The following is a 13,837-nucleotide window of genomic DNA, read 5'->3' as shown; positions in this document are numbered from 1 at the left end:
AAAGGCACCGCTCTCGCACCAGCAGCCAGGCGCCGATGAAGAAAGGCATCCAGCGAACGGGAAGCCTGATGACTTTCTGTTCATCAGTTTAGTGAACGCAATGAACGGATATGAAATTTGAATAACGACCGCGTACAGCCCACTTTCCTCTTCCACGATTACGAGACCTTCGGCACCAGCCCTTCTCGTGACCGGCCAGCCCAGTTTGCCGGCCTGCGCACCGACAGTGAGTTTAATCCGGTCGGCGAACCCGAAGTGTTCTACTGCCGTCCGCCTGATGACTATCTGCCACAGCCCGAAGCGGTGATGATCACCGGCATTACCCCGCAGATAGCGATGAGTCGCGGCGTGATCGAAGCTGAGTTCGCTGAACGCATCCATGCGTTGTTCACCACAGAGCAAACCTGTGTGGTGGGCTACAACAACGTGCGTTTCGATGATGAAGTGACGCGCAATATCTTCTATCGCAACTTTTACGATCCCTATGGCTGGGCCTGGCAAAACGGCAACTCACGCTGGGACCTGCTCGACGTGATGCGTGCCTGCTACGCGTTACGGCCAGAAGGGATCAACTGGCCGGAGAATGAAGAAAGTTTTCCCAGCTTCCGGCTGGAGCATCTGACCAAAGCAAACGGCGTCTCCCATGAAAATGCGCACGATGCCATGTCCGACGTTTACGCCACGCTGGCGATGGCGAAGCTGGTGAAGGAGAAGCAGCCAAAACTGTTTGAGTTTTTGTTTACCCATCGTAACAAAAACAAGCTGATGAACCTGATTGATATCCCGCAGATGAAACCGCTGGTTCATGTCTCCGGCATGTTCGGTGCCGCGCGCGGTAACACCAGTTGGATCGTACCGCTGGCCTGGCATCCCGATAACCGCAATGCGCTGATTGTGGTGGATCTGGCGGGCGACATGTCACCGCTGCTGCAACTGGATGCCGATACGCTGCGTGAGCGTCTTTACACGCCGAAAAACGATCTCGGCGATCTGCCTGCGGTGCCGGTCAAACTGGTACATATCAATAAGTGTCCGGTGCTGGCGCCTGCCAGTACGCTACGACCGGAAGATGCGGCCCGGCTGAATATTGATCGTCAGCACTGCCTGGCGAATCTGGCGCTGCTGCGTCAGCAGCCCGACGTGCGGGAAAAACTGGTCACGCTGTTTGCCGAAGCGGAGCCTTTTACGCCGTCAGATGATGTGGACACACAACTCTATGATGGCTTCTTCAGTGATGCCGACCGGGCGGGGATGAATATTATCCGTCAGACCGCGCCTGCGAATCTGCCTGCGCTGGACCTGAGCTTTGAGAGTGCGCGGGTAGCGAAACTGCTGTTCCGCTACCGGGCGCGTAACTTCCCCGGCACGCTGGACGATGCCGAGCAGCAACGCTGGTTGCAGCACCGCCGTGAGGTGCTGAATGCCGAGCGGGTGCAGGCTTTTATGCAGGAACTGGAAGCTCTGGCGAATCTGCATGAAGCGGATGCAGAAAAGGTTGGGCAGCTTAAAGCGCTCTATCTCTATGCCCAGGAGCTGGTCTCCTGAGCCGCTCTGCCGTCCCTTCACCTCACCCGGCCTGCTTCTGCCGGGTGAGCGTGCGCTATCCGGGTTATAACACTGTCCACGCCAGCCAGGTCAGCGCAAAGCCGCTCAGCCCCATTAGTGTTGTCAGCACCGTCCAGGTGCGTAAACCGTCGGCCACCGAAAGTCCCAGATAACGGGTCACTACCCAGAATCCTGCATCATTGACATGCGATAATCCCAGACCACCAAAACAGGCCGCCAGGGTGACCAGTACCCGTTGCATATCCGTCACGCCGGTCACCGCCTGCGTCAGCAGCCCGCTGGTGGTCAGGATCGCCACCGTGGCGGAACCCTGTGATGCACGCAGCGCCAGCGACAGGATAAATGCCGCTGGCACCAGCGGCAGATGCAGCGTTTCAAGCGTGACCGCCAGCGCTTTACCCACGCCCGACTCCACCAGCACTTTGCCGAATGCACCACCGGCCCCGGCCACCAGAATCACGCTGGCTGAGGTGGGAATGGCCCGGCCGGTCAGATCTTCCAGCTTATCTTTGCTCCAGCCACGCCGTACGCCCAGCAGCCAGGCCGCCAGCCCTAAGGCAATCAGCAGGGCAATCGGCGGTGTGCCGATCACGGTCATCACACTACGCAGCAGACTCCCTTCAGCCAGCAGTGTGTGTGACAGAGTTCCCAGCACGATCAATACAATCGGGACCACAATCAGGCCGCTGATGGTGAGCGCACCGGGTGGTGCCGGTTCATTCTTCTTTTCCTGCCCTTCCGGCTTCGCCATCTGCAACTGTTCCAGCACCTCCACCGACAGAGGGTAGTGGCGACGGTTCATGAATTTCGCTACGTAGTAGCCGATGATCCCGACCGGCACGGAAATCGCGATTCCCAGTATCATCAGCCATCCCATGTCGGTGTGCAGGATCCCGGCTGCCGCCGCTGCGCCCGGATGGGTCGGCAATGCCACATGTACCGTCAGCATCACACCCGCCATCGGCAGGCCAAACTTCAGCGGCGAGACCCGCGCCACTTTGGTAAAGCCATAAATCAGCGGAATAACAATGATAAAACCGACTTCAAAAAATACCGGGATGCCAAGGATAAAGGCCGCCATGGTCAATGCCGCAACGGTACGCTTCAGCCCCAGCGTTTTACTGAAACGCTGCGCCAGCGACTCGGCACCGCCCGAGGCTTCAATAATCGCCCCGAGCATGGCACCAAGCACGATGATGATGGTGATGTGACCGAGCAGCCCGCCCATCCCGGTGATAATCGTCTCCATGATTTTTTCAGCCGGAATGCCGGTGGCGATGGCCACCAGCAGACTGACAATTAACAGGGCGACAAAGGGATGAACTTTGGCTTTGATGACCAGCAGCAGCAGGATCACGATGCTGGCGGTCGCTATGGCTAACAGCAGTGCGGTGGACATAGTAAACCTCAGAAATTGTTATATTTTTTAGGTTATCGGCGTACAGAATAAACAGATGCAGGGTCAGAAAAAGGACGAAAAAATCTCAACCGGTGCCGAAACACCGGTTTTTTTAGCCCATTAAATCAGGTTTTTCTCGCCCAGGGCGCAAACCAGCCAAGACCAGCGGTAGTGCTGCCGCGCGGGACATATTCGCAGCCCACCCAGCCGGAATAGCCGACCTCATCCAGCAGTGAGTAGAGATAGGGGTAGTTGATTTCACCCTCATCCGGTTCATGACGATCCGGTGCCGAAGCAATCTGCACGTGCCGATAGCGTCCGGCGTAGTGGCGAATCAGATGGCTGAGGTTGCCATCCACCCGTTGCGCATGGAACAGGTCGAGCTGAGTGAAGACATTGGGTCGATCGATCTGTTCGACCATCTCCAGCGTCTGATACTGGCTGGCATAAAGATAGTTGGGTTTGGTGGTGGGATTAAGCGCCTCAATCAGCAGGATGATGCCGTGCGGCGCAAAGCGCTCAGCCGCATAACGCATATTGCTGATAAAGGTCTCAACGTAGCGCTGACGGTCAGCGTCGGGCGGCACCGTCGCCGCCATGATGTGCACCTGCGGGCAGTTCAGCGCCAGCGCATAGCTCAGGGCGCGATCGATATCCGCCTTTGCTTCCGCTTCCCGTCCGGGGATGGCCGAAACGCCCCACTCACCCGCTGCGACGTTGCCGGGTGCGGTATTAAACAGCACCAGTTCCAGCTGGTTATCATCAAGCCACTGCTTGATCTGCGTGGCGGGATAGTCATAAGGAAACAGAAATTCGACGGCAGTGAAACCGGCTTTCGCCGCTGCAGCGAAGCGTTCAGCAAACGGCAATTCAGTAAACTGCGTCGAAAGGTTAGCAGCAAACTTCGGCATTATCGGCTCCTTAATTCCGCCACTTCGGCATCATTGAGATAACGGATCGGGCGGTCGCCCAGGGTAAAGATCAGCCGGGCGGTCTCCTCCAGCTCTTCAGTGTTGTCTGCCGCTTCCTGCAACGATTTCCCCACTACCACCGGGCCATGATTCGCCAGCAGGAAGGCACGGTAACGTGGAGCCAGCGCCGCGAGATCCTCGGCCAGTCGCCCATCACCCGGCTTGTAGTAAGGCACAACCGGCACATCACCGACACGCATCACCACATAGGGGGTAAACGGACGGATGCAGTTGTCCGTGTCCAGCCCCTGTAAACAGGAGAGCGCCGTCAGGTAGTGGCTATGCAGATGCACCACCGCCCTGCAGTCGGGATTATTCAGATAGAGCGCGCGGTGAAACGCAATCTCTTTGGAGGGTTTATCGCCTGAGATCCATTCGCCGTCAGGCGTGACTTTTGCCAGCCGGTCACCCTGTAATTCACCCAGGCATGAACCGGTGGGTGTCGCCAGCAGATTGCCATCCTCCAGCAACATTGAGAGGTTGCCCGCCGAGCCGGTGGCATAGCCGCGCTGAAAGAACGAAGCGCCAAGACGCACCATCTCGTCACGCGCCTGCTGTTCCGTTAAAGAGAAAGATTCAGACATCAGTAAACTCCGTTTGCGCGCGGCGGAAGAAATCTTCATCGCCAAAATTGCCCGATTTCAGTGCCAGAGAGAGCGGCTGATGAATGTCGCGCACCCAGGGCACGCCGGGCGAAATCGTCGGGCCGATGTGAAAGGCCGTCACACCCAGGCTCTGTGCGACCACGCCGGAGGTTTCGCCACCCGCCACGATAAAGCGCTGCCATCCGCGCCGTTTCAGCTCGCGGGTGACGGCAGCAAACAGCTGCTCAACCGCTTCGCTGCTGCGCTGAGCACCATAACGCTGTTGAATCGCCTGCAAGTGTTGCGCGTCAGCGGTGGCAAACAGCAGGGGTGCCAGTGCCTGATCGCTGTTCGCTTCCACCCAGTCGCATAACTGCCTGGCATAAGCCACGGCATCTTCCAGACAGCGTTCAGTCTCAACTTCGCAGGCCGGTACCAGCTGGCGGTACGCGGCGACCTGACGATTGGTCATCTGTGAACAGGAACCGGAAAGCACCACGGCGCGATCGCCCTGCGGACGGCCTGCCTGCTCCGCTTTTGCATCACTCTCAGCCGTCGCCCACTGCCGTGCCAGACCGATGGCCAGCCCGGAACCGCCGGTGACCAGCCGCAGATCGCTCAGTGCTTCGCCCAGCGTCAACAGATGTTCCTGATGCAGGACGTCAGTTACGACGTAGTTGAGCCCCTGCGCCGCCAGCTGACCCAGCGCCTGCCGTACTGACTCAGCGCCCTGATCGACCTGTGCCGCAGCGATCAGACCGGCTTTGCCCCTCGCCTGTGATGTCATCAGCCGCAGCAGGTTGCTGTCGTGCATCGGTGTAACCGGGTGATGCCGCATACCAGACTCTGACAGCAGCTGATCGCCGACAAACAGGTAGCCCTGATAAACAGTGCGGCCATTCACCGGCAGCGCCGGACAGATCACCGTCTGCGTTTCACCCAGCGCCTGCAGCAGGGCGTCGGTTACCGGACCGATATTGCCCTGCGCGGTGCTGTCGAAGGTGGAACAATATTTGAAGTAGAAGCGCTCACAGCCTTGCTTCTGCAGCCATGCCAGCGCAGCCAGTGACTGAGCAACCGCCTGGTCTGCCGGACAGGAGCGGCTCTTCAGGCTGACCACAATCGCCTGCGCCTCTATGATTTCCTCGCTGTCAGGAATGCCGTTGAACTGAATAGTGGTCAGCCCGTTCTGCACCAGAAAACTGGCGATGTCAGTCGCACCGGTAAAATCGTCCGCTATCACGCCAAGCCGCATCAGATTTTCTCCTCTGCCTGCGGCAGCGTGATGCCGCTGAAGATTTTAATCACTGCACTGTCATCTTCCCGGCCGTAACCGGCGTTGCTGGCTTCGGTGAACATATTGAGGGCGGTTGAGGCCAGCGGCAGCGGGAAGTGCAGGGATTTCGCGGTATCGGCCACCAGGTTGAGATCTTTCACAAAGATATCGACCGCCGATTTCGGGCTGTAGTCGCCATCCACCACATGCCGCATGCGGTTTTCGAACATCCATGAATTGCCTGCGGCGTTGGTGACCACTTCATACATGGTTTCCAGCGGGATGCCGGCACGCGCCGCCAGCGCCATCGCTTCTGCCCCAACCGCGATGTGAACACCCGCCAGCAGCTGATGGATAATTTTGACGGTTGATCCGAGGCCGATCTCACTGCCCACGCGATACACTTTGGCTGCCACGGCATCCAGTACAGATTGCAGTTGCGTAAAAGCCGCTTCACTGCCGGACGCCATCACCGTCATCTCACCGCTGGCCGCTTTAGCGGCACCGCCGGAGACCGGTGCATCCAGCATCAGCAGCTGATATTGCGCCAGCTGTTGTTCAATCTGCTGCGCATCCCGGGCGGACAATGTGGATGAGACCATGACCACGGTGCCGGGACGCAGTTTTGCGGCCAGGCCCTCTTCACCAAACAGAATGGCGTTAACCTGCTGCGCATTAACCACCAGCAGCAAAACGGCATCAAGCTGTTCTGCAAAGGCGGATGCTGAAGGCTGCGCATCACGCGCGCCTGCCAGGCGTAAGTTCTCAAGCGCGGCGGGATTCAAATCGACACCCCAGGTATTGAGGCCGGCACGCAGGCAGGATTTCGCGGCACCCATGCCCATGGAACCTAACCCGATAACGCAGATATTTTCAGCTGGCACGATACGCCTCCACTGTTAATTTAAGTGATTATTTGTTTGTTACTGTTAATCCTGCCAGTTTACTGTCGGCAAAAATGTGTTTCCGCTCACAAAAAAACATTCCAGATGTGAACCAGAACAATTTTTAACATTACCAGATTGGCAGCACCGGCCCTGTTGCAGTGCAGTTACCGCCGTCGTTGCTGGGTTTGCCGCTGTTATTATTTGTTCTGGTTAACCGGCAGATCCTTTATAATGTGAAAAAATGGTAATCATCAGGGAGCCGATATGATTCCGGTTGAACGTCATCAACAGATTCTTGCGCTGGTGGCCGATCGTGGCGTGGTGAGCATTGCAGAACTCACTGAACGGCTGGGTGTGTCACACATGACCATACGCCGTGATGTGCAGAAACTGGAGGAGCAAGGGGCCGTGCTGTCGGTCTCCGGCGGCGTGCGCTCAGCCGACCGGCTGGCGGCTGAGCCGTCACATCTGACGAAAAGCGCCCTCTACAACGAAGAGAAGCGCGCCATTGGTCGCACCGCCGCCCGACAGATCCCACGTAACAGCTGCATCTACCTGGATGCCGGAACCACAACGTTAGCGCTGGCAAGAGAAGTGGTGGATCGTGATGATTTACTGGTGGTGACCAATGATTTTATGGTGGCGAATCTGCTGATGGAGGCCAGTCAGTGCCGGGTTATTCACACGGGCGGCACCGTTTGCCGGGAGAACCGCTCCTGTGTCGGCGAGTCGGCGGCACGCAGCCTGCGTCATCTGGCCATTGATATTGCCTTTATTTCCGCCTCCTGCTGGGGGCCGCGTGGCTTGTTTACGCCGGATGAAGATAAAGTGATGGTGAAGCAGGCGGTGAGTGAAGTGAGCAGTAAGCGGGTATTGCTGAGTGACAGTTCGAAGTACAACAGGATTGCGACGTTTCTGGCTTTACCGCTGGAGAGCTTTGATCGGGTAGTGACAGACACGCATCTGAGTGAGTCGGCGCGGGAGCTGTTAAGTGCGGGGAGCTGTGAACTGGTACTGGCTGGTTAAGCTGTCGCCGCCTTCCCTGAACCGGGAAGGCGGCAACGTGAGCGTGATTAAACTTCTTCGCTGAACTGCGGCACCGGATTACGGAAGCTGCGGGTTACGAATGCCAGGTAGATAATCCCGATGGCGGCCCAGATCAGGCCCAGCTCCATAGAACTCTCTTCCAGGTTCACCCACAGCGCACCCACCGTCAGCGCGCCAAGCAGCGGCAGCAGCAGATACTGAACGTGATCTTTCAGCGTGCGGTTACGCTTCTCACGGACCCAGAACTGCGCAATCACCGACAGGTTAACGAAGGTAAACGCCACCAGCGCACCAAAGTTAATCAGCGCGGTTGCAGTCACCAGGTCGAAGTTAATCGCCATCAGCGCAATCGCACCCACCAGCAGCACGTTGAGCGACGGGGTACGCCATTTCGGATGGATGTAACCGAAGAAACGCTCCGGGAACACACCATCACGGCCCATCACATACATCAGACGCGAGACGCCAGCGTGCGCCGCCATACCGGATGCCAGCACCGTGACCACCGAGAAGATCAGGATGCCGACCTGCAACGCTTTACCGGCCACGAACAGCATGATTTCAGGCTGCGATGAGTCCGGGTGCTGGAAGCGGGTGATGTCCGGGAAGTAGAGCTGCAGGAAGTAAGATGCCGCGATAAAGATCACCCCACCAATCAGCGCGGTCAGGAAAATAGCGCGCGGAATGGTGCGTTCTGCATCTTTGGTCTCTTCCGACAGCGAACTGATGCCATCAAAGCCGAGGAACGAGAAACAGAGTATCGTCGCACCGGTAATCATCGGCACCACATGCGCATTCTCAGACCAGAATGGACGGCTGCTCACCAGCGTGCCGGAACCTACGCCGCTTGCCACACCGTAGATTACCATCGCGGTAATCCCGACCATGACCACCACCTGCAGCACCACAATCACACTGTTGAAGTTGGCGACGGTTTTGATGCCCTTGAGGTTAGAGAGCGTCATAAACCCGACCAGCAACACCACAAAAATCCACGACGGGATGCCCGGCACCAGCGATTCAAAATAGTTTTTAGCCAGCAGGATGTTGATCATCGGCATGAACAGGTAGTCCAGCAGTGATGACCAGCCGACCATAAAGCCGACGTGCGGACTGATCGCCTTCTGAGCGTAGGTATAAGCGGAGCCCGCAGAGGGGAAGCGGCGTACCAGCTTACCGTAACTCACGGCAGTGAACAGAATCGCAATCAGCGCGAAAGCATAAGCGGTGGCGACGTGACCTTCGGTCAGCCCGGAAACGATGCCAAAGGTATCGAACAGGGTCATAGGCTGCATGTAGGCTAAGCCCATCATGACGACCGGAAGTAACGTGAGTGTTTTTTTGAGTTGCGCACGCTGCGGTGCGGCGGAGGTATTAAGCGACATGCTTCAGTCCCCCATGTGCGACAACCTGGCTGGGCTGGGTCACAGGGCAACTGCGCATTAAGCGACAGGGAGTAAGGTTAGCGGTTAACGCGGCGCCGTAGTCATCACGAAAACGCGTACCAGCGTTGGCTGGCAGAGTGTAAAACATCCCCATCTTTGTAATCCTCAATCTCACGCTTATGCGTGTTTTCAGTGTTTATCTATCCGGGTGCGTGCCCGGCCTCGGTTAAGTCAGCAAAAAACGCTCTAATAAAACTGGATGCAAAAAAATAACCGGCGCGGTAAGCGTCGGTTATCATCTGATTTTGCAGGCCGCGTATTCTGCCCTAACCCATGGCAGGAATACAAGCCATCGGGGCATCTTATGCAAAAAAAAGCCCGTCAGATAACAGGTAAAAAAACCTGTCAGGCATTTTTCAGCATCCAGTCGATCTCGGTCGACGTAATCAGCCGTTCAAATTGCATCAGTTCATGATGCTTACAGCTGTGCCAGACACTGGCAAAGCGTTCGCCCAGTAACTTCTGCAGCGGATAGCTGTTGTCAAACTCATACAGCGCATCGCTCTGGCGGATCGGCAGTGCCAGACCCTCGGCATGGTGACCGTTGCCGGTGACCGGATGGGGCAACGGCAACTGGGTATCCAGCCCATGCAGCATCCCCGCAAGAATAGCCGACACCACCAGGTAGGGATTAGCATCCGCGCCCGCAACACGGTACTCAATACGATGATTGTCGATATCCCCGCACGGCACCCGCAGCGCAACGGTCCGGTTGTTATGGCCCCACGATGCCTGCAACGGCACATAGGCGTCCGGAACAAAACGACGATAGGCATTCACATTGGGTGCCAGCAGCGCCATTGAGGCGGGCATCAGATCGATCATCCCGGCCAGCGCCCGTTTCATCAGCGGCGAATCACTGCCGTCATCGCAGGCAAAGGCGTTGTGATCGGCGGCATCCAGCATGCTGATATGCACATGCATGCCGCTGCCCGCGTACTCCTCATAGGGCTTCGCCATAAACGTGGCGGTCATACCGTGATTTTCTGCCACCTGACGAATCAGGCGTTTCAGCTGCACCGCATGGTCACAGGCCCGCAGCACGTCGCGGGTATGATGCAGGTTAATTTCAAACTGTCCGGGCGAGGCTTCCGCCAGCGCACCATCGGCCGGGATGTCCTGCTGACGGGCCAGATCGTCGATGTCACGCAGCACATCGGCAAAATGATCGAGGTTATCTACCGAGTAGACCTGGCTCTGCATATTGCGTTCATCACTGCCGGGCGAACACGGCGGCTGGATAAAGCCTTCCGCATCGCGCTTTTTGTCCACCAGATAGAACTCCAGCTCTACCGCTACCACCGGGAACAGACCTCGGTTACGCAGCTGTTGCCACAGCCGGTTAAGGACATTTCGGGGTTCAACGTCAAAGGGAGTGCCATCTTGGTTGCACATGGTTAACAGCAGTTGCGCAATGTGCTGAGGGTCAGACGCGGAGGGAACTAAAGTACCGGTGACGGGCAGGCAGAGATTATCGGGTTCGCCCAGTGACTGGCCGAGTCCCGCTTCTTCTACTGTGTTGCCGAGGATATCCATGGCAAACACCGAGGCGGGGAAATAACACCCTTTTTCCAGCTTAGGCAGCGCAGAGACCGGAATACGCTTGCCGCGGAACACACCATTTAAATCATTTAACAGGATGTCGACATACTGCGTGTCAGGATGGCGCTCCAGCCAGGTTTTCACCTCAAGCTGGAACGCGCTGGTTCGTTTCTCTTCACTGTGAAGCGTGAAGTCTTCCACTTCTACCAGGTTAGTCATGATCTCACCCGCCCCTATTAGGTTTGCGTAATGCTCAAAATAACAGCCACACCACTAACATAGCGCCAACATAAAAAGTGTGCAAATGTAACAAATCTGTTTGAAGAACAAACAGCAGATTGCTAGATTGAAAAAATATTGCACACTTAACCGCCAGACGTGCCCTTTCGGTAGATATTTCGAACAGCGATGCGAGGACGTGAGATGGGCATTATTTTTGACAAGCCGTTGATTGGCGTAGTGATGTGCCAGAAGGATCTGGGCGGCCATCCGAGCCAGACGGTTCACAATAAGTATACCGATGCGGTTGTCCTTGCGGGTGGCGTACCACTGGCCCTGCCCCACAGTCTGATGAATGCGCCTCATCTATTAGAAAACGCTATGGCTGTTCTGGATGGTCTGCTGCTGACCGGCAGCCCCAGCAATATCGAACCCTGGCATTATGGCGAGGCGGGCGAAGAGCTGCATGCCGATCCGGGCCGTGACCATCTCGCCTTTCAGCTGATCACCTGGGCCACCAGCCACAAGATGCCGATGTTCGGGATCTGCCGTGGGCTGCAGGAGCTGGTGGTGGCAAATGGCGGTGCGCTGTGGCGGGAGCTCAGCGGGCAGCCGCCGTTTCAGCGTCATCATGAAGATGAGACGCAGCCGCTGGAGCAGCAGTATGCGCCGACGCATCCAATCACTATCGAACCCGACGGCCTGCTGGCGACGCTGCTGGACAGCAACAGTCCGCTGGCGGTCAATTCACTGCATCATCAGGGGGTACGCGAACCGGGCCCGCAATTGCGCGTTGAAGCGCGCGCGCCGGATGGCCTGATTGAGGCGGTGAGTCTGCGCCATCATCCCTTCGCCCTGGCGGTGCAGTGGCATCCCGAGTGGCAGCCGGAACACACGGCGGGATCGCAAGCGCTCTTCAGTGGCTTTATTCAGGCCGCCATTCGTTATCACAAGGAAAAAGAAAATGAGTGATGCCACGCTGGCGCCGGGACGACGGCTGGCGCAGATCCGGCAGACACTGGGGCTGTCGCAACGCCGTGTCGCCGAACTGGCCGGACTGACCCATAGCGCCATCAGCACCATTGAACAGGATAAGGTCAGCCCGGCGGTCAGCACCCTGCAGAAGCTGCTTAAAGTCTATGGGCTCTCGCTGTCAGAGTTCTTCTCGGAACCCAAACCGGATGCGGAACCTAAGGTCATTGTCCGCGCCAGCGACCTGCTGGAGATTGGCAGTCAGGGGGTTTCGCTGAAGCTTATCGACAATGGCCGTGCACAGCGCACGCTGGGCATGCTGCTGGAAACTTATCAACCCGGTGCCAGCACTGGCGAGAAGCTGCGTCATCCGGGCGAAGAGACCGGCACGCTGCTGGAAGGAGAGATTACGCTGGTCATCAACGGAGAGCACTATCATCTCTCCGCCGGAGAGAGCTACGTCATTGATACGGGCTTACCACACAGTTTCACCAACCGTGCTGAAATCCCCTGCCGCATTGTCAGTGCCCATACGCCAGCCAACTTTTAGGCGCTTCCGGAGGTTGTTATGAATTACGTGGAGAGTTATTACGCAGCGACCGCCAATCCGCATGCGCCCTGGCCGACATTACAGGAGAGCATTCAGTGTGACGTCTGCATTATTGGTGGCGGTTTCACCGGTCTTTCGGCGGCGCTGCATCTGACCGAGGTAGGCTATGACGTGGTTGTGCTGGAAGCGGCGCGGGTCGGCTTTGGTGCCAGCGGGCGTAACGGCGGTCAGGTGGTGAACTCCTACAGCCGCGACGTGGATGTGATTGAGCAGCGCTACGGTAAAGAGAGCGCCCGTATGCTGGGCAGCATGATGTTTGAAGGCGCTGAAATCATCCGCGATCGCATTAAGCGGTACGCGATCGACTGCGATTACCGGCCTGGCGGCGTTTTTGCGGCCCTGAATGCACGTCAGATGGCGCATCTGCGAAAACAGAAAGCGTTATGGCAGCAGTATGGGAATCATGATCTGGAACTACTGGATGAGCGAGCCATCCGCCGTGAAGTCGCCACCGAACGCTACGTTGGCGGGCTGCTGGATCGGCGCGGCGGCCATCTGCATCCGCTGAACCTGGCGCTGGGGGAAGCGGAGGCGATCCGTCGACATGGCGGACGCATCTATGAACAGTCCGCGGCGACCAGTGTGGTTTATGGCACACCAAACCGGGTAAAAACCGCCCAGGGCGAGGTCAGCGCGACCTTTGTGATCTTCGCCGGGAATGCCTATCTGGCCCCGCAGCTGGAACCGCGACTGAGCAGGAAAAGCATGCCGTGCGGATCGCAGATTGTGGCAACCGAACCGCTGTCAACCGACCAGGCGTTGTCGCTGATGCCGAACAACTACTGTGTGGAAGATTGTAACTATCTGCTGGATTACTTCCGTCTGACGGCGGACAACCGGCTGCTCTATGGCGGCGGCGTGGTTTATGGCGCACGGGAACCGGCCGATATTGAAGCGTTGATCCGGCCCAAGCTGCGCCGCACTTTCCCGCAGTTGCAGAACGTGAAGCTGGACTTCAGCTGGAGCGGCAATTTCCTCCTGACGCTGTCGCGCATGCCGCAGTTTGGCCGACTGGAGAAGAATGTCTATTTTATGCAGGGTGACAGCGGTCATGGCGTAACCAGTACGCATCTTTCCGGCAAGCTGATCAGCGAAGTGTTACGCGGCGACGCCGAGCGTTTTGATGCCTTCGCCCGCCTGCCTCATCTGCCGTTTCCCGGTGGGCGACGATTTAAGGTGCCGCTGACGGCGATGGGCGCAGTGTGGTATGCGTTGAGGGATCGGTTAGGGGTATGAGGCTGAGGGCCAGACCTGGCTGTCTGGCCTGATGAAAACAGGTCTTTCAGCGGGGCACATTCTGCCCTGTTGTTTAAACTGTT

General features: G+C 57.4%; 12 protein-coding genes. 5 read left to right on the top strand and 7 right to left on the bottom strand.

The window, feature by feature from the left end; genetic code table 11:
* Window positions 1–117 precede the first annotated feature (117 nt).
* A complete protein-coding gene (gene sbcB, locus LC417_RS00550; RefSeq protein WP_223565330.1) occupies window positions 118–1,545 on the top strand; it encodes an exodeoxyribonuclease I in 1,428 nt (475 codons plus the stop codon).
* A 64-nt stretch (window positions 1,546–1,609) separates the two neighbouring features.
* Here the strand turns inward: sbcB and LC417_RS00545 are convergent, their stop codons facing one another.
* The 5 genes from LC417_RS00545 to ltnD form a co-directional block, all read right to left on the bottom strand.
* Window positions 1,610–2,965 (bottom strand): GntP family transporter, encoded by a 1,356-nt coding sequence (locus LC417_RS00545; protein ID WP_061703789.1) that lies wholly within the window; start codon window positions 2,963–2,965, stop codon window positions 1,610–1,612.
* Between the two features lie 125 nt (window positions 2,966–3,090).
* On the bottom strand, window positions 3,091–3,876 hold the full coding sequence (locus LC417_RS00540; RefSeq protein ID WP_223565329.1) for an HPr family phosphocarrier protein: 786 nt from the start codon (window positions 3,874–3,876) through the stop codon (window positions 3,091–3,093).
* The gene (locus LC417_RS00535; RefSeq protein ID WP_010248031.1) at window positions 3,876–4,520 is read right to left on the bottom strand and encodes an aldolase; all 645 of its coding nucleotides are present in this window, start codon (window positions 4,518–4,520) and stop codon (window positions 3,876–3,878) included. Before LC417_RS00535 ends, LC417_RS00540 begins: the two co-directional genes overlap by 1 nt.
* Window positions 4,513–5,775: a 3-oxo-tetronate kinase gene (gene otnK, locus LC417_RS00530; RefSeq protein WP_223565328.1), complete on the bottom strand. Its 1,263-nt coding sequence runs from the start codon at window positions 5,773–5,775 to the stop codon at window positions 4,513–4,515. Before otnK ends, LC417_RS00535 begins: the two co-directional genes overlap by 8 nt.
* Window positions 5,775–6,680, bottom strand: coding sequence for an L-threonate dehydrogenase (gene ltnD / locus LC417_RS00525; RefSeq protein ID WP_223565327.1), 906 nt, complete (start codon window positions 6,678–6,680; stop codon window positions 5,775–5,777). Before ltnD ends, otnK begins: the two co-directional genes overlap by 1 nt.
* 267 nt (window positions 6,681–6,947) lie before the next feature.
* On the opposite strand from ltnD, the gene ygbI reads away from it, so the two are divergent.
* Window positions 6,948–7,709 carry a DNA-binding transcriptional repressor YgbI gene (gene ygbI / locus LC417_RS00520; RefSeq protein WP_033758363.1) on the top strand — a complete coding sequence of 254 codons (762 nt, stop codon included), beginning with the start codon at window positions 6,948–6,950 and terminating at the stop codon, window positions 7,707–7,709.
* 47 nt (window positions 7,710–7,756) lie between these two features.
* On the opposite strand, the gene LC417_RS00515 is transcribed toward ygbI, so the two are convergent.
* Window positions 7,757–9,115, bottom strand: coding sequence for an APC family permease (locus tag LC417_RS00515; RefSeq protein WP_010248042.1), 1,359 nt, complete (start codon window positions 9,113–9,115; stop codon window positions 7,757–7,759).
* Window positions 9,116–9,520: 405 nt separating this feature from the next.
* On the bottom strand, window positions 9,521–10,939 hold the full coding sequence (locus LC417_RS00510; protein WP_029519623.1) for a glutamine synthetase family protein: 1,419 nt from the start codon (window positions 10,937–10,939) through the stop codon (window positions 9,521–9,523).
* A 201-nt stretch (window positions 10,940–11,140) separates the two neighbouring features.
* On the opposite strand from LC417_RS00510, the gene puuD reads away from it, so the two are divergent.
* From puuD to LC417_RS00495, 3 genes are read left to right on the top strand one after another with little or no spacing between them, the layout of a single operon-like run.
* On the top strand, window positions 11,141–11,908 hold the full coding sequence (puuD, locus tag LC417_RS00505; RefSeq protein WP_033778812.1) for a gamma-glutamyl-gamma-aminobutyrate hydrolase: 768 nt from the start codon (window positions 11,141–11,143) through the stop codon (window positions 11,906–11,908).
* Complete coding sequence (gene puuR, locus LC417_RS00500) at window positions 11,901–12,458, top strand: HTH-type transcriptional regulator PuuR (RefSeq protein ID WP_010670955.1); 558 nt, start codon at window positions 11,901–11,903, stop codon at window positions 12,456–12,458. The genes puuD and puuR overlap by 8 nt, the downstream gene beginning before the upstream one ends.
* 18 nt (window positions 12,459–12,476) lie before the next feature.
* Entirely contained in the window at window positions 12,477–13,754 is a 1,278-nt protein-coding gene (locus tag LC417_RS00495) for an FAD-binding oxidoreductase (protein WP_010248052.1), read from the top strand.
* Window positions 13,755–13,837: the final 83 nt, after the last annotated feature.

Source organism: Pantoea sp. OVA07A (assembly GCF_019969975.1).
In the GTDB taxonomy this organism is placed as follows: domain Bacteria; phylum Pseudomonadota; class Gammaproteobacteria; order Enterobacterales; family Enterobacteriaceae; genus Pantoea; species Pantoea agglomerans.
The sequence above is the reverse complement of the archived record's forward strand: the minus strand, read 5'-3'. Positions and strand labels throughout refer to the sequence as shown.